This is a genomic window from Maribacter aquivivus (assembly GCF_900142175.1).
Taxonomy (GTDB): Bacteria; Bacteroidota; Bacteroidia; order Flavobacteriales; family Flavobacteriaceae; genus Maribacter; species Maribacter aquivivus.
In genome coordinates this window covers 2,156,212-2,177,346 of sequence record NZ_FQZX01000001.1, presented here as the reverse complement: position 1 = coordinate 2,177,346, position 21,135 = coordinate 2,156,212, and the positions used below count along the sequence as shown (strand labels likewise).

Genomic DNA, 21,135 nt, shown 5'->3' with positions numbered 1-21,135 from the left:
CGACACTAAACATTAGAAATGAGCGAAAGAGATTTATCAGATCAGGAAGAAATTCACTCCAAAGTTTTACGCGCAGGTAGAAGAACGTACTTTTTCGATGTAAGAAGTACAAAGGCTGGGGACTATTATTTAACGATTACAGAAAGTAAGAAATTTACACATGACGATGGATCATTCCATTACAAGAAGCATAAAATTTATTTATACAAAGAAGACTTCGATGCCTTTAAAGAGAATGTTGAAGAAATGATGGATTTCATCATTAACGAAAAAGGTTCTGAAGTAATTTCAGAAAGACATCAAAAAGACTTTAAAAAAGAAGAAGCTGAAGTTGCAGCTGAAGTACCTGTAGAAAATACGACTACAAATACTTCTAGTTTTACAGATGTAAGTTTTGAAGACATCTAATCTCAAAAATTTCTTTAAAAAATTAACGGCCCTTCAATAAGGGTCGTTTTTGTTTTGTGGATATTTAATAATTATCGCAAACCATACTTCACCAACCCAACATTTATCAAAGTCAATATACATATGCCTATTACTGCGATATAAGGAGCAAAGAGTATTGCTATTACCGCAAACAATAAAGCCATATAAATAGGATAAGATATCATTGCAAATGCGAACCTAAACGTACCCATAAATTCATCTTCTGGCACCTTTGACTTCAACCATAATTTCCAAATTAATACAAGAGGGAGATTTAAAAATGTGAATATCCATTTAAACATATTAAAACCCTGCTTTTCTGGAACCGTCTGAATTGAACAATCTAAACCTTGCCCAGTTAACATCTTTATCTTTTCGTTAACAGAGGTAGGATTAAGAAAATTGACCTTTTCTGCCTTCAACTTATTTAAAACTGCATTATAATCTTCGTTACTTGGAATATGAGTAGTTAGATTTTCTAGACTAGTAGTAACCACATTTTTTATAGTAATGACAGATGCATTCAAATCACTCTGATCATATAAACTTCTTGCCGAAATAGGCTTTCCATAACATAGAGCCACCTCATCTGGAAAATGAGCTGCATACTTATAATTAAACCCAACAGGAATCAACTGAACATCTAACTCTGGGTACATTTCAAAAGTTCTAAAGAGTATTCTTGTAAAACCCTTACTCAATGGCCTAACGCTACGTTTAAGACTATGATTTGCTTCGGGAAACAAAAGCAAGGCTTCTTCCCTATTTAAAATTTCTGCACATGAATTAAAAATGGCGTCATTATTAGAAAGCGTATCTCTACCATCTCGCATTCTATAAATTGGTAGCATTTGAAAATAAGAGAACATACGTTTTAGCAATTTGCCTTTAAAAACATCTGACCTAGTTAAAAAGTAGGGTTTTCGATTACAGTCCGTTGCAATTAACAATACATCAATCAATGCACTTTGATGATTGGGCAGAAACATTACAGGCTTATCTTTAGGAATATGCTCCAGCCCAGAAATAATAATTTTCTTATGGTAGCCGTAGAGTCCTGTTTTCACCACAGATTTCACTAATGAATATAAGATTGCACTCACGCTATCGTTTCTTTAGCAACTGATTTTCTATTCCAAAAAGCAGCCAAAATTAAACCAGACATAATATGCCAAACACCCCAAAAAGCAGCAATAAGTGCCATACCTCCTAATCCATCGAAAAAAGTAAAAATCAATAGCAATCCTAATCCAGAATTCTGTATTCCTGTTTCTATAGTTATTGATCGAAGACTATCTTCTGGTAATCTAAAAATTCGCCCAAGACTATATCCTGTAGAAAATGCAACTAGATTATGAATTAAAACTATCCAAAAGACATAAAATATATAATCCATAAAGATGACTCGATTATTATATAATGCGATAAAAACCAAGCAGATAAAGAACACTAATGATACTACTTTAAGTTTCTTGGCCATTTTCAAAGCTATTTTTGGTTTTCTATGATTGACATACATACCCAACATTAAAGGAAGACCTAATAATAGGAAAACCAATTTTATCATTTCTACTGGTGATATAGAAATGTCTTGAATAAGATTAGAGCTAGGCTCATATAACATTGAATAAAAATGAAAATTTAATGGCGTCATTATAACCGCTAACATAGTAGCAATGGCGGTAAGACTAACAGATAATGCTGTATTCGCTTTAGATAAATAAGAAATAAAATTAGAAATATTACCACCTGGGCAAGCAGCCACCATAAACATACCCAAAGCAATGCTAGGCAACGGTTCTATTGCAAATACCAATAAAAAAGTCAACGCTGGCAATAGTATAAATTGACCACACAAACCTACTAATAATGCCTTCGGTTTTAACCATAAAGGCTTAAAATCTGATATTGATATTTCTAAGGCTACGCCAAACATTACCAAACTTAAAACAAGGTTCATTATCCATAATGAACCTGAATCAAAATTAATATGAATATTATCTAAGATATTATCAGTCAAAAAATTAAGAAATTTTTAATCCGTTTGGCACTTTCATTTGAGGTTGAAGAAGCACAACTGAACTATTGTCTACAGCACCTAATATAAGACATTCACTCATAAAATTGGCAATTTGCTTTTTAGGAAAATTAACAACAGCAGTGACTTGTAGCCCAATAAGATCCTCTTTCTTATACTTTTCTGTTATCTGAGCTGATGTCTTTTTTATCCCTATTTCATCACCAAAATCTACATGTAACTTGTACGATGGATTTCGAGCCTCTGGGAAGTCTAAAGCAGCTATTATAGTGCCGACTCTCATATCAATTTTACTAAAATCTTGCCACGTAATTGGTTCTTCCATTAGCTCAATTTAAGCTTTTCTATTAAATCTTTAGATATATTACCAGCATACATGCCGTACGCATCTACTAATAAGCCCTTTTCACCAGTGCTCGTTTCAATGACATATAAGATAGTATTATCATCTGGGTTGCTCATACCCTCAAAACGATAAAATTTTACAACGTCTAATTCGGTAGCATTATGAATATTTTTCTTGCTTTTATTTTCTACACCAGCGTCACATAAATTAAAATCTTCTGTGTAACCTTCTTCTTGTAATGCTTTAATTGCGATAGATAAAGAAATATATGAATTTTCCATAATAGTAATTTTTATAGGTTTATGAATGCTATAAAGAAAAGACAAGCTTAATATAATCCTTAACTTAGTACCATAAATTATTAATTGATATGGCAAGAACAGAAAGCAAAATGTTGGCATTAGGTACCGTTGCTCCAGAATTTAGTCTGTTAGATTCGGTTAGCAAAAAAACCATGAACCTTCACTCTTTAAATGGTAGTAAAGGAACGGTGATTATGTTCATTTGCAACCATTGTCCATTTGTTGTTCATGTAAATCCTGAGATTACCAAAATGGCTTTAGAATATCAGAAGCAGGGTATTCACTTCATCGCCATATCTAGTAACGATGTGGAGAAATACCCAGAAGACGACCCTCAGTTCATGAGAATAAAAGCAAAAGCCGAAAATTATACTTTCCCTTATTTATATGATGAAGACCAATCCGTAGCCAAAAAATATGATGCCGCTTGTACACCTGATTTTTATCTTTTTGATGAAGGGTTAAAATTAGTATACAGAGGTCAGTTAGACGATTCTAGACCAGGGAACGGATTGTCGTTAACAGGCAAAGATCTTAGAAGTGCGATTGAAAACCTTTTAAAAGGTGAAGAAATTAATCCTGTTCAAAAACCTAGTATAGGCTGCAATATTAAATGGAAATCTAATGCTTAATTATAGTAGCTTTTTATTTTAGATTATGGAGAATAACATTCAGTTTGTACCACTGAAGCCAGAACTTTACAGCACGTATATTGAAATAGGCACAAAAGCCTATGATCAACATTACAAACATCTTTGGCCTAAAGGCGACACTACTACCTATATTAAAAATAGTTTTACCAAAGAAGTTCTACTAAATGAAGAAAAAGACGAAGACACCGTTTTATATCTTATAAAGTTAAATTCCGAGCACGTAGGTATACTAAAATTTACGCTACACAAACAACTACAAGATTATAATAAAGCTGATGCTCTATATCTTGATAAAATCTATATTCTAAACGAATTTTCAGGCAAAGGAATAGGCTCTAAAAGTCTAAAATTTGTTGAACAAATTGCTACAGACCATTCTAAAAAGGCCATTTTTCTAGAGTCTATGCAAAAAGGTCTAGCACTACCCTTTTACTTATCACATTCTTTTACAATTGTTGCGAACACGCAAGTACCGTTCAACAATGTTATTGAAGAAGAAAAACCAATGTACTTATTAAGAAAAGATATCTAAATGTTTTACCAACCTTTTCTTAGAGCCAAATTTTCTATGTGCGCAAAGTGGTGATTACTATGCCATGCATATTTACCAATATTCTCTGCTACAGAAACATTGACACTACCTTCTGGGTGAATATAACTTTTCTCAAAATCTGCAGATTCAAGACGATTTAATAAATAGACCAGTTTAGCATGTAATGCCGTTAAATAAGAAAGTGATAAAGAAATTGGCGCTGTTTTGGCATCTATAAGTTCGCTCCACAATTTTTCTTCATAAACTTTTATGAGCGGTCTATTCTCTGTCAATGCCCATTTAAAACGAGTATAACTATGGTGATGACTATCTGCCATATGGTGTATTACTTGCCTAACGGTCCATCCGCCTTCTCGGTAAGGTGTATTTAGCTGCTCTTCAGAAAAACTCTTTACAAGATTTGACAAACGTTTAGGTAATGTTTCCAAGACGGTTATCCAATTTGTAATATCATCTTTCGAAATATTCTCTGGACATTCAAAAAGACCGATCGGGTATTTTAATTTTTCCAATTCTTCCATAGTTTAAAAGTAAAAATTTTAATAGACTTTTAACCTAAAACCCATGCACAACATTTTATAATCTACTAATTTTATAGGATATTAAAAGAAACATACAAAATCATATAATTATGGCAACAATACGTTTAGGTGATAAAGCACCAGATTTTACAGCAGATAGCTCAATGGGCACAATTAATTTGTACGATTACCTAGGTGACAGTTGGGGTATATTATTTTCTCATCCTGCAGATTTCACTCCTGTTTGTACTACTGAATTAGGAACAGCAGCCAAATTCAAAGATGAGTTCGACAAGAGAAATGTAAAGATGATCGCATTAAGTGTTGATGGTGCAGCTTCGCATGCAGAATGGATCAAGGATATTAATGAAGTACAAGATACAGTAGTAAATTTCCCAATTATTGCTGATGAGGACAAGAAGGTATCTCACTTATATGATATGATACACCCAAATGCAGATAATAATCTAACGGTTCGTTCAGTATTTATTATTGCACCAGATAAATCTGTGAAACTAACATTAACTTACCCAGCATCTACAGGAAGAAATTTCTATGAGCTACTAAGAGTAATAGATTCCTTACAACTTACCGCAAATCATAAGGTTGCAACACCAGCAAATTGGGAACATGGCAAAGATGTAGTAGTGAGTCCGGCTATATCTACCGCAGACGCAAAAAATATTTTTTCAAAGGGCGTTACAGAGGTTAAACCATATTTGAGAATGACACCAGACCCTACCGCATAGGTCCAAAAACAAGTTCATACTCAATACATTAGATTAAAATTGTTAACCTTAAGATAACGTACAAGAATTTTAGTATTTAAATAAAAAAAAACTATCTTCGTACTTTAATTAATATTTAATTTTTCTATTATGAGTAAAGGAACAGTAAAATTCTTCAATGATTCTAAAGGTTACGGATTTATCACTGAAGATGGTTCAAACGAAGATCATTTTGTACACATTTCTGGCTTAATCGATGAAGTTCGTGAAGGTGATGTTGTAGAATTTGAACTACAACAAGGTAAAAAAGGATTAAACGCCGTTAATGTGAAGGTACTTGACTAGGTAACGACTTAACTTTTTTATAGTATAAAACCCGAACCAACTGGTTCGGGTTTTTTTTGTGCCTTATATTTTTTAAATAAATGTTCAACTTAAACGCAACCTTTTATAAAATACATATCTATTGATTAAACAAGCACGGTTCCCCGACCTTATACCATGTATTTATGACCACATTTTTGACCGTATTTTTAGTTTTAATGATAGTAAATATCATTTTACTTTTAGGCAGTTTCATTACTCGTAAAAAGTAATCATCAAAAAAAACACCCATATCAAATGACATAGGTGTTTCATTATTATTTTAAAGTATGTAGGTTGCTTAACCTACCTTCATTAATTCTACATCAAAGATTAGTGTAGCATTTGGTGGTATAACTCCACCTGCTCCTGCAGATCCATATGCTAGATCAGAAGGAATTACAAAACGTGCCTTATCACCTACTTGAAGTAACGCAATACCTTCATCCCAACCTGGTATAACCTGACCAATACCTAATTGAAAATCTATAGGAGAATTACGCTTGTAAGAAGAGTCAAAAACCTGACCATCTAAAAGAGAACCTTCATAGTGTACAGAAACTTTTTCACCTTTTACAGCTTTCGCTCCATCACCTTTCTGAATCATTTTATAACGAAGACCAGATGGCGTAGCATCAAATCCTGCTGCTATTTTATCAAGCTCAGCATCTTGCTTCGCTTTTTCATCAGCTAATCTTGCTTCACCAGAAGCATTGAAATCTTCGTAAGCTTTTAATGCATCCCATTTCTTAGCTTCATCACCAACTCTTACAATTTCTAAAGACTCTATAACATCATCTTGTGCAATAGCATCTACAACATCTTGACCAGACTCAACTTTACCAAAAATAGTATGCTTATTATCTAACCAAGGCGTTGGTACGTGAGTAATAAAAAACTGACTACCATTGGTACCAGGGCCAGAATTAGCCATTGAAAGAACACCAGGCGCGTCATGTTTTAATTCTGGATGAAATTCATCATCAAATTTATAACCGGCGTCACCAGTACCTCTACCTTGAGGACAACCACCTTGAATCATAAAATCTGGAATAACTCTATGAAACTTTAAACCATTGTAATATGGCTCACCTTTACCTTTAGCGCTATTTTCTTTATCACCCTCCGCTAAGGCAACAAAGTTACCTACTGTACCAGGAGTTTTATCATGAGTTAATTTTACTAGTATTTCGCCTTTATTTGTATTGAACTTGGCGTAAATTCCGTCTTCCATTTTTGTTTTTTTTATATCTGACAAAGGTAAAGAAATTTAACGATTTGAACATTTCGTTACCTTCAAAACCAAAAATTGATTGCTTTACTATTGTTAAAGATGTGACAGAGATTAAAATCCGTATTTATCTACTAAGTATATTAAACTAGCCATTGATGCAGCACCTAATTGCAGTTCTCGTCTATTGACATGTTCAAATGTATCATTCTCTGCATGGTGATGATCAAAATAGCGTTGAGAATCTGGTCGTAAACCTGCTAATACTAATCCCTCTTTTTTTAACGGACCAATATCTGCCCCACTATATCCTTTTTCGAAATAGTGAACCAAGTAGGGTTCAAAAAGAGGTTTCCATTCTAGTACTTTCTCAAAATCTTTATCAGAACTATCAAAAGTAAATCCGCGAGGAGAAAATCCTCCAGAATCACTTTCTAATGCGAATATGTGCTTTTCATTTTTGGCATTTGCTATTTCAGCGTATTTGTTACCACCTCTAAGACCATTTTCTTCGTTCATAAATAAAACAACTCTTACGGTACGTTTTGGTTTATAACCTGTTTTCTTAAAAAGGTTTAAAACCTCCATACTTTGAACACAACCAGCACCGTCGTCATGAGAACCATCACCTAAATCCCAAGAATCTAAATGTCCACCAACAACAATAACCTCCTCAGGTTTTGTTGTTCCTCTTATTTCTCCGATGACATTATATGATTCAACTTCATTGAACTGCTTACAACTCTGTTTGAAATAAAAGTTGATTTCTGGATTCAATTTTAAAGAAGTACTCAATAATTCAGCAGCATTTGTACTAATTGCCGCAGCAGGAATTCTATCAGATTCTGCTTGTTCGCCATAACTCATAGACCCTGTATGAGGGTAATCATCTAAACGAAGATTCATTGAACGTACAATAACACCAACAGCTCCATATTCAGAAGCTTCTAAAGCACCAGCATAACGTTGGTCTACGCAGTTAGAATAAGCGGTGAAGGTATTTATCTGAGTAGCGTCCATTGGTTTATTGAAGAACACTATTTTGCCTTGAATTTTATCCTTACCTAAAGATGCTAGCTGTTCAATACCCTCAACCTCTATGATATTTGCCTTTATACCTCTGGTAGGAGTCGGCACCGAACCACCTATTGCACAAATAGCTACATTAGTAGTTGTACCAGGGTTTGTTTCAAAATAAGCAAATTCTGGTACTCCCCTAACCCATTTAGGCACCATTACCGGTTGCAACCAAACGTTATCCACCCCTAGAGAATCTAATTGAGCTTTGGTATAATCTACAGCTTGTTGCGCCTGAATTGACCCAGAAAGTCGCCCGCCAATTTGATTGGATAAATAATTCAACCAATCATAACCCGTACCTTCGGTCAGAGCTGTATCATAAAGTTTCTTTATCTGCTCTTCGTCTGAATTTTGTGAAAGTCCCACATATGTGAAAGCAATTACAAAAATTAAAGCAAGTTTACTATTCACCTTGTAGTTGTTCTTCATAGCTGTCTAAATTAGCCATTATTTTATCGCTCAACATAGGCTCTTTAATATCTTTGTATTTTTTTAACGATTCTAATAGAATAGATGCTATTATTATTCGTGTTGCTTTTTTATTATCTGCAGGTACAGCAAACCATGGCGCATGATCATGAGTGGTATTAGAAATAGCTTCCTCGTAGCAATGTTGATACTCGTCCCACAATTTACGCTCCTTTAAATCTCCTGGTGAAAATTTCCAATGTTTCTCTTTTAACGCAAGTCTTCTTAGCAAACGTTGACGTTGTTCTTCTTTTGAAAGGTTAAGAAAGAATTTAAAAATTAAGGTTCCATTCTCAGCAAGATGGCGTTCAAAGTCATTGATTTGCTCAAATCTTTTATCCCAAAATTTTTGATCGATATCTTCTACCGTATGTATACCTGGTATATGTTCGTTCAATATATATTCTGGGTGCACTCTAGTAACCAATACATTTTCATAATGGGTTCTATTAAAAACGCCGAATTTACCTTTAGCCGGTAATACTAAATAATGACGCCACAGGTAATTATGACTCAGCTCTAATTCTGTAGGCACTTTAAAACTATGTACCTCAACACCACTAACATTGAAATCTTTAAACACTTCACGTATTAAACTATCCTTACCGGCAGTATCCATACCTTGAAGACATACTAGTATACTATATTTTCCATGGGCATAAATAGTATCTTGAAACTCGCCTAACTCTCTTCTAATTTTTGATAATTCTTTTTTAAGTTCTTTATCTGACTTACCAAAATCTTCAAAAGTCTCATAATCAGCAACTTTAAAATTTTTATTGGTACTATAATTGTCTACTTTTATTTTATCCATTCTGAAATATAAAATTTAATATTAATGATTACTAATTCTCCAACAAAACCTAAGTAATATAATTCTCACAAATTCCGTTTATCGTAATGGAAGTGTATTGTATCGAAAATAATATTTTCAACAAGGTAAAGCATCTAAATTTATCCGTGTAAGATCCCAAATTTTACACCTAAATTACCTACTTATGAAGAAAAACATCTTTTTTTTCTGTGCTATTGCACTTCTATCGTTATCCTCATTCAGCACGAATGTAGAGTGTGAATATGCTAATTCTAATATGGGTTATGCAAAATCTCAAATAAACGCTGCTTTACGTACTCAAGATATAAATCAGGCACGATTTTATGCTTATAAAGCGCTAAGTGCTTTAGAAAAATCTAAAAAACAATTAAATGTTTGCGGGTGTAAATATGCAAAAGAAAGCATGTTAGAAAATATGGGGGTGTTATCACTGGCAACAAAATCCACGACTTTAGAGAGTACAATTAGCTATTTAAATGCATCTATTGAACTAACAAATAAAACAATTCTTGTATTAGAATCTCACGATACTCACGAAAGTGCATATGCTGACGATGCGCTTTCTATAAATACAAATTCTTCGGTAAAGAAAACATCGGCAACAAAGAATAGTAGCAAAAAAGACCTATTTGAAACTATCGATACATCTTTAGAAAAATATCGTATTTCATTAGATAAGGTTGTTCAAAGTGTTAATTGTAAAGACGCAACTGCGTTCGCTAGCAGAATCTATGATGAATGCGAAGCTCAACTACTGAAACCAAATATTTCTGAAGGCAGTAAATATTACAATCTACGTACTAAAGAAATTACCGCAGAAGCACTAACCAAAATTGGAGATTGCTCTGCGGCTAAATAAGCTTTATTAATTATTTACTGGCAAACAATTTTACGTCATCTTCTGACACTTCTTGACCACCAAGTATAATTAAACGCTCAACAACGTTTCTTAGTTCACGAATATTCCCTGTCCAATCATATGCTTTCAACATTTTGATTGCCGTAACTGAAAAAGTTTTGCCTGCCATACCTTGCTCAGCGGCAATTTTCTTAGAAAAATGCTCAATTAATAATGGTATATCATCACGACGATCATTTAAACTAGGTACTTGAATAAGAATAACCGCCAACCTGTGGTACAAATCTTCTCTAAAGTTACCTTCTTCTATTTCTTTCTTTAAATCTTTGTTCGTAGCAGCAATTACACGTACATCAACTTTAATATCCTTATCTGTACCTACACGCGATATTTTACTTTCTTGAAGTGCCCTTAACACTTTCGCCTGTGCTGAAAGACTCATATCACCAATTTCATCTAGGAATATGGTTCCTTTATTGGCTGCTTCAAATTTACCAGCCCTATCTTTCACTGCTGAAGTAAAAGCACCTTTAACGTGTCCGAATAATTCACTTTCAATTAATTCTGAAGGTATAGCAGCACAGTTCACTTCAATAAATGAACCTGAACTTCTAGCACTTTTTTCATGTAGCCAATGCGCAACAAGCTCTTTACCTGTACCATTAGATCCGGTAATTAAAACACGAGCATCTGTAGGCGCAACCTTTTCGATCATATCTTTGATCGTATCTATTTCGCTACTTTCACCAATCATTTCATAATTCTTACTCACCTTTTTCTTCAAGTTTTTGTTCTCAACGACCAATACTTTTCTATCTAAGGCATTTCTAACAGTAGTAAGCAATCTATTTAAATCTGGCGGTTTTGATATATAATCAAAGGCGCCTAATCTCATTGTATTTACAGCAGTATCTAGATCACCGTGACCAGATATCATTATAAACGGAATTTCAGGTTTAATTTTTCTAGCAGCCTGAAGTACCTCTACGCCATCCATTTTTGGCATTTTTATGTCGCAAAGCACCAAGTCATAGTCATTGTTCTTGATGGTTTCAATACCTTTTAGTCCGTCTTCGGCTTCTTCAACAGAATATGTATCATTTTCTTCGGATAAAATTTTGACCAATACCCTTCTAATTGCTGCTTCATCTTCTATTACTAATATCTTTGACATAACTGCTTTTTAAATTCCTATTCTTATTCCTGTTCTAAAATATAGACCCGAGGCATCGTTTAAAGTGAAAATATCATCTCTTTCTTCGTTACGCAACGCGCTATTCTGATAAATAGAACGACCGCCTATAAAGTAAACGGACATATCCTTAGTTATCTTATACTGGTAACCTATTGTCAATAATAATGCCGTAGAAGAAACATCTGTAGATAAATTATTTCCAGGTAACAAAATATCATTTTGAATATTTACGTAATACCCATCTAAAAATATTTCGGTCTGAAAGAAATGCCCCTTTTTGGTAAAGTATTTCATGCCAGATTTTGGTGCTCCTAGTGTATATGCCCAATTTGGATGAAATCGCTTCTCAAAATACACAAATGGCAATGGAATGTCTATTGGCGATGTGCCGTTGTATGAAATACCCAAAACCAGCATATATGGCTTATCTACATCTTTCACATTTTTATATGCACCTACCGTATAGTTCATATTAAAATCTTCGTTCTGTAATTCTTGAACAAAATTAGTAGACCATCTTGGGGTAACCACACCAATTAGACGCCAGCTTTCAGTCAACTTATACATGTATGCCAAGTTTACATCTAATACATGAAATTTACTTAAATCACCAGAATCAGGAAATAAATCATCTGGAACCTCAAAATTGTATCGATTATACTCCGCACCAAGAACCAAAAAATCTTTCTTATCTCTTACCGCAATTGGCACGTTCAACACAAGCTTTATACGCGATGTTTCTACGTCACCACTATTTTCAGGCATTAACATGTATTCTAATCTAAAAACATCTGGTGTTTGCGCTATAGTTGAATTAATAGTGAACAACGATAAGCACACGGTTAGAATAACATAGCTATGCTTTCTCATTATTCTCTGCATTTGATACATTGCTATGTTGAAAGGGACCTTGTTGATACAAATGAACATCTCTTTGCGGAAAAGGAATAGATATTTTATGCTTTCTAAATTCAGCATCAATCTTATATCTTACCTCGCTTTTTACACGAGGATCTGTAAAACTATCTGTCAAATAAAAATTAACCGTAAATACGAGGGCAGAATCACCAAAATCTTCAAATATTACAAATGGTTTTGGGCTCTTTAAAATGCTTCTTTGCGATTTAACTATATCTAGAAGTATATCGGTCACCAATTCAATATCACTACCATAAGCCACACCAATACGCACCAATTCTCTCGTGGTCTTATGATTTTGCGTGTAGTTATAAACGATGTCACTAATAAATTTATGATTAGGTATTATTATCACTTTATCATCTCTTGTGATTGCCCTAGTGGTACGTAACTTAATTTCAAAAACCTTACCTACCTTATTATCTATTTCAATAATATCGCCAACTCTTAAAGATTTATCTACAATGATAAAAATACCACCTATAATATCTTGAAAAATCTCTTGTAAGGCTAATCCAAGTCCAACGAATAAGGCTGCAGATGCGGTAATCAAAATAGTAATATTAATACCAGCTGCACTCATGGTAAAAAGAATCACTATAACATAGACCAAGTACTTAATGAACTTAAATATGCTGATGAACTTCAGCTTATCATCAGCTTCCATTTTTCTTGTAAAGAACCTACGAATCGCTTGCAGAACAGTACTAGTAAGTAAAAATGCTACGGTAAGTAATAACAGCAATCCTATGGTAATATGAATAGATTTATCACCTTCACCGAAATGATAACCTAGGTCTAAAAATTTCTTAATAGTTCCCCAAATATCATCCTCAATTATTCCCTTAATGGTCTCTGCACTTTCTTGAATCATCATGAGTATTTAAGCCACTTATACAATTCTTTATAGCTAGGTTTTTTACCGTACATAAGTATACCTACCCGATATATTTTTGCAGCTACCCATACTATACCAATAAAAGTAGCTATTAATATTACAATTGATGTTATCAATTGCCATACCGGCACACCACCTTCGCCAATACCCCAAGGTAAACGCATTAACATTACAATAGGTGATGTTAACGGAAAAAGGGAAAATGCAACGGCTATTGGTCCGTTTGGATTGCTAAATACAGAAAAGAATCCCACATATATAGCCAACATCAATGGTAAAATAACCGGAAAAATAAACTGCTGTGTATCTGTCTCATTATCTACAGCTGCACCAATGGCGGCATAGATAGAGCTATAAATTAAATAACCCAAGACGAAATAAACAATGAAAAAAAACAACATAGCAAAAATGGGCAATTCAAAAATTTCTTGCGCATATAATTGAATGTTTTGAGTAAGAGCATCTACATCGACATTTGCAGTATTAGCCATACCAGGTGCAACCCCACCGCCCTTTGTTAGACTAGCAGGATCTATATCAAAAATAGCAAGACCTATAAATAACAAAATAGCTCCTGATACAATCCAAATTGCAAATTGCGTTATACCAGCAAGTGAAGTTCCAATAATCTTACCCATCATTAAATGAAAAGGTTTTACAGAGGATATAATAACCTCTATAATTCTACTAGTTTTTTCTTCGATAACACTACGCATTACAAAGCCACCATAAATAATAATGAACATCATAATAAGGTAGCCAAATGCACCCCCAATAATCGCTTTTATCTCATTAATACCTTTAATATTCTGTAAGCCATCAAAAGTTTCAATATTTATATTATAGCCACGGTCCATTTCAGCATATTCTTTTGGTGACATGCCTAATTCACGTAATCTTTCTTGCCGCAATCTACCCGTTATGGAACTTTCTAGTTTATCTAAAACGGTAGCACTTGGCGCATCTTTACTATAGAAGAAAGCTCTTTGCGCTACTTGTTCTAAATTAGATTCGTTAGGTAAATAAATTAGACCATAAAAACCCAAACTAACTGTTGAGTCTTTTGCCTGTTCTAATGAAATATCTTTAAAATTGATATAAGAAGTAACTTCTGAGGTTACAAACTCATTCGCAAAATAGCCGCTTTCGTTTAATACACCTATGACCTTTTTTTCGTTGTCATTTAACTGAGTTAAGTATGCTATCAACAATATCATACCTACCATTAAAAAAGGACTTAAAAAAGTCATAACAACGAACGACTTATTACGCACTTTAGCTATGTATTCCCTTTTAATTATAAGTGGTAATTTATTCATGGTCGATATTTTTATCTTGAATAGTTTTTATAAAAATATCACTTGCAGACGGAATCGTTTCTTTAAAACCATTTACGTTTGCACGTGAACCTAAAAAGGTTAAAATATCCCTAGATTCATTTGATGGCAATTGCACTCTAAGGTTCAATTGTTTTTCAATACTATCATAATCTTGAGATAGCACTTGAAATTTATCTTGCATTTCATTTAGCAGCAATTGATCATTATCTGTCTCTAAACCTATCTCAAAAATATTGTTCTTGTAAGCTTTCTTGATGTCAGTTAATTTACCATCTAATATTTTCTCTGATTTATGGATCAAAGCAATATATTCACACAATTCTTCTACAGACTCCATTCTATGTGTTGAAAATATAATAGATGTGCCATTCTCTTTTAAACTTAAAATTTGTTCTTTTATAATATTGGCATTGATAGGATCAAAACCACTAAAAGGCTCGTCAAAAATCAACAACTTAGGCTCATGAAGTACAGTTACAACAAACTGTATTTTTTGCGCCATACCTTTAGATAGTTCCTGTATTTTTTTGTTCCACCAATCTCCAATTTCCAATCTTTCAAACCAATATTTTAGGCGCTTTTTAGCTTCAGCTTTAGACAACCCTTTTAGTTGCGCTAGATAAAGTGCCTGCTCGCCAACCTTCATACTTTTATAAAGACCACGTTCTTCAGGCAGATACCCAATTTGCGCAATATGTTCTGGCTTAAGTAGCTCACCGTCAAAATAAACGGAACCTTGATCAGGATATGTAATTTGATTTATGATACGAATTAGCGTTGTCTTACCCGCCCCGTTAGGTCCAAGTAATCCGTAGATACTATTCTTAGGAATTTCAAGGGAAACGCTCTTCAATGCCGTATGGCTCCCAAACTGTTTGGTGACATCATTAGCAACCAAAATATGACTCATGTACTCAATTTCTACAAAGATATTGAATTGTTTTGACTAGCTATACTCTTTATGATTCCTTTATAGGGTACTAATTATAAAGCTTATAAAGTAAAAACTATTTTGCCCTAAAAAGCAAAACCCACCCTTGATAAATCAAGGATGGGAAAAAAATTGCTATGAAAAAGAAAATTAATATTGGTTGCCCAATATTATCTCAAATATACGTTTTTTATTTAAAAACAAATTATTTAGAACTTACGAGAACATATCTTTAACTTTTTCAAAAAATGACTTATCAGATTTCTCTGGTTTAGGCTCAAAATTGTCATTGCCCTGCATTTTTTCGAAGAATTCTTTCTGCTCTTTATTCAACTCTTTAGGTGTCCAAACGTTTACATGTACCAATATATCACCAGCACCATAACCATTTAAGCTCGTAATACCCTTACCTCTAAGTCTCAATATTTTACCAGACTGAATACCTGCTTCTAGCTTAATACGAACTTTACCACCAACGGCATCGATTTCTTTTGAAGTTCCTAAAACAGCTTCAGAAATACTTACATAAAGATCATAATGTAAATTATCACCTTCTCTTTTAAGTGTGCTATGCTCTTGGGTTTCTATGGCAACTAATAAATCTCCTGGCACCCCATTACCTGGAGCATCATTACCTTTATTAGGCACTTTTAACTGCATACCTTCCTCTACACCTGCAGGTATATTAATAGAAACAGTTTCTTCAGCAACTTTAAGTCCTTGTGCATCCGCATCACCTGGTTTACCATCTAAAATTTGACCACTTCCACCACAAGTACTACAAACAGCTGCTGTTTGCATTCTACCAAGTATCGTGTTCTGAATTTTTGTCACCTGTCCTCTACCATTACAAGTAGTACATGTTTTATAGGTAACCCCTTCTGCTTGGACTTTTCGTTTTACCTTAACTTTTTTCTCTACACCATTTGCAATCTCTTCTAAGGTCAATGTAACCCTAATTCTCAGATTACTTCCTTTTACTCTTCGTTGACCACCGCCACCGCCGAAGCCACCAAAGCCTCCGCCGCCGAAGCCGCCACCAAAAATATCACCAAATTGGCTGAAGATATCATCCATATTCATACCGCCGCCACCGAAACCGCCGCCGCCACCGCCGCCTTCAAAAGCAGAATGGCCAAACTGATCGTAACGAGCTTTCTTATCGGCGTCACTTAAAACTTCATAAGCTTCAGCAGATTTCTTAAACTTCTCTTCTGCAGAACTATCTCCCGGATTTTTATCTGGGTGATACTGCAATGCCTTTTTACGGTATGCTTTTTTTATTTCTGCAGCAGTTGCACTCTTACTGATGCCTAATACTTCATAATAATCTTCCTTCATTCCAATTTTTTAATTTCCTACAACTACTTTTGGATGCCTAATGATACGGTCGCCCAACTTAAACCCTTTTTCGATAACGTCGATAATTTTACCTTTCATCTTCTTGTCAGGTGCTGGTATTTGAGTTATTGCTTCATGTATATCTGCATCAAAAACATCACCCGCCTTAGCTTCAACCATTTCTAAACCTTTGCCCTTAAGAGTCTCTCTAAGCTTAACATTAATTAGCTCAATACCGGTAAAAGTTTCTTTATCTTCTGATTTTGCCAATTCTTTCATAGCTCTATCAAAATCATCTAGAACTGGTAATAATGAAACAATTACTTCTTGCCCTGCAGTCTTAAACAACTCCATACGTTCTTTAGAAGTACGTCTTTTATAATTCTCAAATTCTGCAAACAATCTTAAAAACTTATCTTTCTCTTTCGCTAGTTCATCGCTAAGCGTTTCTTCTACCGACTTTTCTTCTTCTTCCTCTTCATTCTCTAGCTTTTGTTCTTGCTCTTGGCCTTCTAATAGCTCATCATCCAAGAATTCATCATCCAAAGTGTTTTCTTTATCACTCATAATTTATTGTAATTTAAATCGCTGATTAAAAGCAGGCAAAAGTACTGCCAATTCTTTAAAAATGTCAAAATGTCACAAAAGTTTAAAAAAAAATCCGCCAAAAGCGGATTTAATTATATCTGACAAACAGTTTAAGCTTTAAGACACAAATTGCTTTGTCACTTTATTTTTAGAATCAACACATTCGGCATTTGTATTATAAATAGACCCAAGTGCTTGACAAATATTCGCGTATTGAAAAATAAAACCTTCTTCTTCTATTTTTTTACTGCTTACGCGTTGACTTGCAAATAAGATATATGCCATTTCACCAAGTACAGTATACATGACAAATTTTGGGATATTTGGTAATATAAGTGGTTGATCTAATGCTTTTGCAATTTCTTTTACGAGCTTGACATTAGTTACAGGGTTTGGCGCAACGCCATTAAACGTACCTTTTAATTCATACTTAGTTATATGAAGAAAAATAGCTGCCAAATCTGTTATATGAATCCAAGATTGCCATTGCTGACCAGAACCAAAAGCCGCCCCTACGTAATACTTAACAGGTTTTGCCATTTCTGGTAACGCACCGCCATCTTTAGACATTACAAGCCCAATACGGACTTTAGCAACTTTTAATCCTAAGGATTTAAATTCATTAATTTTCTTCTCCCAAATAGCTACTACCTCTCCTAAAAAACTATCATCAACAGCAGCTTCGTCTTCAGTGTAATAGTTACTTACCGAATCGGGATAAATACCAATTGCAGATGCAGAAATAAGTGATTTTACGGTATGATTTTCATTCGCTAAAAGCGTGCTCTTTAGCAACTCTAAGGTATTAACCCTGCTATTTATAATTTCTTTCTTATAACTACTTGTCCATCTTTTAGAAATACTAGAACCTGCCAAATTGATGATTACAGAAACACCATCTAAACACTTAGCGTCTATTTCACCAGCCTTTGGATCCCAAAAGAAACCTTGGTAATTATCTTCTGAAACAATTTTATTTTTACGTGTGGTTAGGTAGTTAACGGCATAACCTTTTTCATGGCATTGAGATACCAACTCGCTCCCCACTAAACCTGTCGCACCTGTTATCAATACTTTCATGGACTAAAGGTATCATATTTAGAGATTCTTGACGCACTATTTAATTCCGATTTAACATTGTCACAAAAGCTATTGATGCACAAGGTGTTAAAGTTATATTAACAAGAAATTTATTATTCTTTTTTAGCCCTCAGCATTTCTCTTTTACCAGGAGGTCCAGGAAGTCTCTCAACAAGAAAACCAACTTCTAACATAGCCCGTCTAACACTACCTTTAGCAGCATAAGTAACCAAATACCCGCCACTCTTCATAGCATTGAACATGATTTTAAAAATTTCTACCGTCCATAATTCTGGTTGTACACGAGCGCCAAAGGCATCGAAATAAATTAGATGGTAGGTATTGAGCGCATCAATCTCTTTAAAAAATTTCTGCTGCTTGTTTAGACTGAAATTTTTAGCAATTTCTATTTCTTGCGCCCAAGGAGATGAATGCATTAAATCAAAATCATCTTTTCTAGAAAGTGATTTTAATTCTTCTAAATAATTTAATTGATCTAGCTCTTCATTTGAAACCGGATAAGCCTCTACACCTGTATAACCTATTTGCAAATTGCGCTTTTCAAATTCAATAAGTGTAATAAATGCATTTAGCCCAGTACCAAAACCAATTTCTAGAATTTGAATTTCTTGATCTTTGAATAAATCTAACCCGGATTTAATAAATACATGATAAGCTTCTTGAATAGCTCCATGTTTTGAGTGGTACTGTTCTTGCCAGTCCATGATTTGAATGGTTTTAGAACCATCGCCTGTAGTAATAATTTCTCTTTTCAAATTAATTTGGAACTAACACTCCAGTTGCTTCAAAACTATATGTTCTTTTCGGAGTTGTAATTTTTGCTATCTCTTCTTCTGTCTTACCACCATCTTTTGCATAATGCTGTTGATCACCAACACTCATTTCTTCTACAAATGCCAATCCGTTTAAAACAACTTCTTTTTCTAGAATATCTGCAGGCATAAAAAATCCGTAATCTTTAAAACGCACCATTGCTTGCTCACCTTCTGGCAGTTCAACAATCATCCAACACCCTTTTACTTTGCAAACCTCTTTTACCTTAGTTTTAAACTGAAGGTTCAAAGAGTCAGCTACAGGCATTGAAGCAAATTGCTTCATAACATCATCTTTACTACTTAATTCAGTGATTTTAAATTCATCACCATAAAATTTTGATGAACTATTATCTACATCTTGCTGTGCAAGACAAGTAAAAAATCCAAATAAAAACACAAGTAATATGTTAAATCCTTTCATAAATCCTAAAAATGTTGATATACCTGCAAAACTCATCAATTTAAAACTAAAAAAGAAGTGCTAGTAGGGATATTTGTTTAATTTTAATCAACTAAAGTTACGTATTTCATGAGTATTGCAACAAAAGATATCACGATAGAAAAGGTAAAAACCTCTAAAATTGACCAAGTAGATTTTGACAATCTTGCTTTTGGATCTGTATTTTCAGACCATATGATGGTCTGTACCTACAAAAATGGTGCTTGGGAAATGCCGAAAATTACGCCTTACCAACCAATTACGTTAGATCCATCTTCGAAGATTTTCCATTACGGACAATCTATTTTTGAAGGTATGAAAGCCTATAAGGATGAAAATAATGATGTCTACCTATTTAGACCATTAGAAAACCACAAGCGTTTTAATATTTCTGCGGAAAGAATGTGTATACCTCAAATTCCTGAAGATTATTTTATGGAAGGGCTAACCACGTTACTTAACCTTGATAAAGATTTTATACCTACTCAAGAAGGTAGTTCATTATATATAAGACCTTTTATGTTTGCTTCTGGTAATGGTTTTCATGCCTCACCAGCCGATGAATATAAATTCATTATCGCTTGCGCACCTTCCGGAGCATACTTTTCTGGTAAAGTAAAAGTGCTAATTGAAGAGAAATATTCTAGATCTGCAAACGGTGGTGTTGGTTTCGCAAAAGCTGGCGGTAATTATGCAGGTCAATTCTACCCAACTCAATTAGCAGTAGCAAAAGGATACAACCAAGTAATTTGGACAGATGACACTACCCACGAATATATTGAGGAAGCGGGTGCAATGAACATTTTCATTAGAATAAATGATACCTTATTAACAGGACCTACAAGTGATCGTATTCTTGATGGAATCACCAGAAAAAGCATTTTAGATATCGCTAAAGACCAAGGTATAAAGACCGAGGTTAGAAAAATTACGGTTAAAGAAGTTGTTGACGCAGCTAAAGATGGTTCTTTAAAAGAAATGTTCGGTGCTGGTACAGCAGCGGTTATTTCGCCAATTGCCGGTTTTGGTTTTAGAGATACGGATTATGAGTTGCCAGAACTAGAAAATAGCTACGCACAAAAATTAAAGAAAATTATAACAGATATACAATATAATAAGTCTGAAGATAAGTTCGGATGGCGTTTTAAAGTTGAAGCATAAAA

At 34.1% G+C, this 21,135-nt stretch carries 25 protein-coding genes; 7 read left to right on the top strand and 18 right to left on the bottom strand.

Annotation, left to right across the window (positions count from 1 at the left end):
* Positions 1-18: 18 nt before the first annotated feature.
* Positions 19-408, top strand: a complete 390-nt coding sequence (locus BUC31_RS09230) for a PUR family DNA/RNA-binding protein (RefSeq protein ID WP_073243283.1) — start codon at positions 19-21, stop codon at positions 406-408.
* A 71-nt stretch (positions 409-479) separates the two neighbouring features.
* Here BUC31_RS09230 and BUC31_RS09225 read toward each other — a convergent pair whose 3' ends face one another.
* From BUC31_RS09225 to BUC31_RS09210, 4 genes are read right to left on the bottom strand one after another with little or no spacing between them, the layout of a single operon-like run.
* The gene (locus tag BUC31_RS09225) at positions 480-1,532 is read right to left on the bottom strand and encodes a lysophospholipid acyltransferase family protein (RefSeq protein WP_084134981.1); all 1,053 of its coding nucleotides are present in this window, start codon (positions 1,530-1,532) and stop codon (positions 480-482) included.
* Positions 1,529-2,449, bottom strand: coding sequence for a bile acid:sodium symporter family protein (locus tag BUC31_RS09220; protein ID WP_084134980.1), 921 nt, complete (start codon positions 2,447-2,449; stop codon positions 1,529-1,531). Before BUC31_RS09220 ends, BUC31_RS09225 begins: the two co-directional genes overlap by 4 nt.
* Before the next feature lie 4 nt (positions 2,450-2,453).
* Positions 2,454-2,792, bottom strand: coding sequence for a tRNA-binding protein (locus BUC31_RS09215; RefSeq protein WP_073243279.1), 339 nt, complete (start codon positions 2,790-2,792; stop codon positions 2,454-2,456).
* Positions 2,792-3,094 carry a phosphoribosylpyrophosphate synthetase gene (locus tag BUC31_RS09210; RefSeq protein ID WP_073243277.1) on the bottom strand — a complete coding sequence of 101 codons (303 nt, stop codon included), beginning with the start codon at positions 3,092-3,094 and terminating at the stop codon, positions 2,792-2,794. Before BUC31_RS09210 ends, BUC31_RS09215 begins: the two co-directional genes overlap by 1 nt.
* Positions 3,095-3,183: 89 nt before the next feature.
* Here BUC31_RS09210 and BUC31_RS09205 point away from each other — a divergent pair, with 89 nt between their 5' ends.
* Together BUC31_RS09205 and BUC31_RS09200 are read left to right on the top strand one after the other, a co-directional pair.
* Positions 3,184-3,747 (top strand): thioredoxin family protein, encoded by a 564-nt coding sequence (locus BUC31_RS09205; RefSeq protein WP_073243275.1) that lies wholly within the window; start codon positions 3,184-3,186, stop codon positions 3,745-3,747.
* Positions 3,748-3,772: 25 nt separating this feature from the next.
* Entirely contained in the window at positions 3,773-4,300 is a 528-nt protein-coding gene (locus tag BUC31_RS09200) for a GNAT family N-acetyltransferase (protein WP_073243273.1), read from the top strand.
* Positions 4,301-4,305: 5 nt separating this feature from the next.
* Here the strand turns inward: BUC31_RS09200 and BUC31_RS09195 are convergent, their stop codons facing one another.
* Complete coding sequence (locus BUC31_RS09195; protein ID WP_073243271.1) at positions 4,306-4,842, bottom strand: YfiT family bacillithiol transferase; 537 nt, start codon at positions 4,840-4,842, stop codon at positions 4,306-4,308.
* A 110-nt stretch (positions 4,843-4,952) separates the two neighbouring features.
* On the opposite strand from BUC31_RS09195, the gene BUC31_RS09190 reads away from it, so the two are divergent.
* Both BUC31_RS09190 and BUC31_RS09185 read left to right on the top strand, forming a co-directional pair.
* Positions 4,953-5,591 carry a peroxiredoxin gene (locus BUC31_RS09190; RefSeq protein ID WP_073243269.1) on the top strand — a complete coding sequence of 213 codons (639 nt, stop codon included), beginning with the start codon at positions 4,953-4,955 and terminating at the stop codon, positions 5,589-5,591.
* 129 nt (positions 5,592-5,720) lie between these two features.
* On the top strand, positions 5,721-5,915 hold the full coding sequence (locus tag BUC31_RS09185; protein ID WP_068486174.1) for a cold-shock protein: 195 nt from the start codon (positions 5,721-5,723) through the stop codon (positions 5,913-5,915).
* Positions 5,916-6,234: 319 nt separating this feature from the next.
* Here the strand turns inward: BUC31_RS09185 and BUC31_RS09180 are convergent, their stop codons facing one another.
* The 3 genes from BUC31_RS09180 to BUC31_RS09170 all read right to left on the bottom strand — a co-directional run bounded on the left by BUC31_RS09180 (position 6,235) and on the right by BUC31_RS09170 (position 9,526).
* Complete coding sequence (locus BUC31_RS09180) at positions 6,235-7,167, bottom strand: peptidylprolyl isomerase (RefSeq protein ID WP_073243267.1); 933 nt, start codon at positions 7,165-7,167, stop codon at positions 6,235-6,237.
* A gap of 111 nt (positions 7,168-7,278) precedes the next feature.
* Entirely contained in the window at positions 7,279-8,673 is a 1,395-nt protein-coding gene (locus BUC31_RS09175) for a M20/M25/M40 family metallo-hydrolase (RefSeq protein WP_073243265.1), read from the bottom strand.
* A complete protein-coding gene (locus BUC31_RS09170; RefSeq protein WP_073243263.1) occupies positions 8,648-9,526 on the bottom strand; it encodes a PPK2 family polyphosphate kinase in 879 nt (292 codons plus the stop codon). Before BUC31_RS09170 ends, BUC31_RS09175 begins: the two co-directional genes overlap by 26 nt.
* 184 nt (positions 9,527-9,710) lie before the next feature.
* On the opposite strand from BUC31_RS09170, the gene BUC31_RS09165 reads away from it, so the two are divergent.
* Positions 9,711-10,406 (top strand): hypothetical protein, encoded by a 696-nt coding sequence (locus BUC31_RS09165; RefSeq protein WP_073243261.1) that lies wholly within the window; start codon positions 9,711-9,713, stop codon positions 10,404-10,406.
* A 10-nt stretch (positions 10,407-10,416) separates the two neighbouring features.
* On the opposite strand, the gene BUC31_RS09160 is transcribed toward BUC31_RS09165, so the two are convergent.
* The 10 genes from BUC31_RS09160 to BUC31_RS09115 form a co-directional block, all read right to left on the bottom strand.
* Complete coding sequence (locus BUC31_RS09160; RefSeq protein ID WP_073243259.1) at positions 10,417-11,580, bottom strand: sigma-54-dependent transcriptional regulator; 1,164 nt, start codon at positions 11,578-11,580, stop codon at positions 10,417-10,419.
* Positions 11,581-11,589: 9 nt separating this feature from the next.
* The gene (locus tag BUC31_RS09155) at positions 11,590-12,471 is read right to left on the bottom strand and encodes a DUF6268 family outer membrane beta-barrel protein (protein WP_139251916.1); all 882 of its coding nucleotides are present in this window, start codon (positions 12,469-12,471) and stop codon (positions 11,590-11,592) included.
* The gene (locus BUC31_RS09150) at positions 12,458-13,393 is read right to left on the bottom strand and encodes a mechanosensitive ion channel family protein (protein WP_073243257.1); all 936 of its coding nucleotides are present in this window, start codon (positions 13,391-13,393) and stop codon (positions 12,458-12,460) included. Before BUC31_RS09150 ends, BUC31_RS09155 begins: the two co-directional genes overlap by 14 nt.
* The gene (locus BUC31_RS09145) at positions 13,393-14,736 is read right to left on the bottom strand and encodes an ABC transporter permease (protein ID WP_073243255.1); all 1,344 of its coding nucleotides are present in this window, start codon (positions 14,734-14,736) and stop codon (positions 13,393-13,395) included. Before BUC31_RS09145 ends, BUC31_RS09150 begins: the two co-directional genes overlap by 1 nt.
* Complete coding sequence (locus BUC31_RS09140) at positions 14,729-15,667, bottom strand: ABC transporter ATP-binding protein (protein WP_073243253.1); 939 nt, start codon at positions 15,665-15,667, stop codon at positions 14,729-14,731. The genes BUC31_RS09145 and BUC31_RS09140 overlap by 8 nt, the downstream gene beginning before the upstream one ends.
* Positions 15,668-15,904: 237 nt before the next feature.
* Positions 15,905-17,029 carry a molecular chaperone DnaJ gene (gene dnaJ / locus BUC31_RS09135; protein WP_073243251.1) on the bottom strand — a complete coding sequence of 375 codons (1,125 nt, stop codon included), beginning with the start codon at positions 17,027-17,029 and terminating at the stop codon, positions 15,905-15,907.
* A 9-nt stretch (positions 17,030-17,038) separates the two neighbouring features.
* On the bottom strand, positions 17,039-17,596 hold the full coding sequence (locus BUC31_RS09130; protein ID WP_073243249.1) for a nucleotide exchange factor GrpE: 558 nt from the start codon (positions 17,594-17,596) through the stop codon (positions 17,039-17,041).
* A 138-nt stretch (positions 17,597-17,734) separates the two neighbouring features.
* Positions 17,735-18,697 carry a TIGR01777 family oxidoreductase gene (locus tag BUC31_RS09125; RefSeq protein WP_073243247.1) on the bottom strand — a complete coding sequence of 321 codons (963 nt, stop codon included), beginning with the start codon at positions 18,695-18,697 and terminating at the stop codon, positions 17,735-17,737.
* A 113-nt stretch (positions 18,698-18,810) separates the two neighbouring features.
* A complete protein-coding gene (gene mnmD / locus BUC31_RS09120; protein WP_073243245.1) occupies positions 18,811-19,473 on the bottom strand; it encodes a tRNA (5-methylaminomethyl-2-thiouridine)(34)-methyltransferase MnmC2 in 663 nt (220 codons plus the stop codon).
* A gap of 1 nt (position 19,474) precedes the next feature.
* Positions 19,475-19,954 carry a DUF4920 domain-containing protein gene (locus BUC31_RS09115; RefSeq protein ID WP_073243851.1) on the bottom strand — a complete coding sequence of 160 codons (480 nt, stop codon included), beginning with the start codon at positions 19,952-19,954 and terminating at the stop codon, positions 19,475-19,477.
* Positions 19,955-20,062: 108 nt separating this feature from the next.
* Here BUC31_RS09115 and BUC31_RS09110 point away from each other — a divergent pair, with 108 nt between their 5' ends.
* Complete coding sequence (locus BUC31_RS09110) at positions 20,063-21,133, top strand: branched-chain amino acid aminotransferase (protein WP_073243243.1); 1,071 nt, start codon at positions 20,063-20,065, stop codon at positions 21,131-21,133.
* Positions 21,134-21,135: the final 2 nt, after the last annotated feature.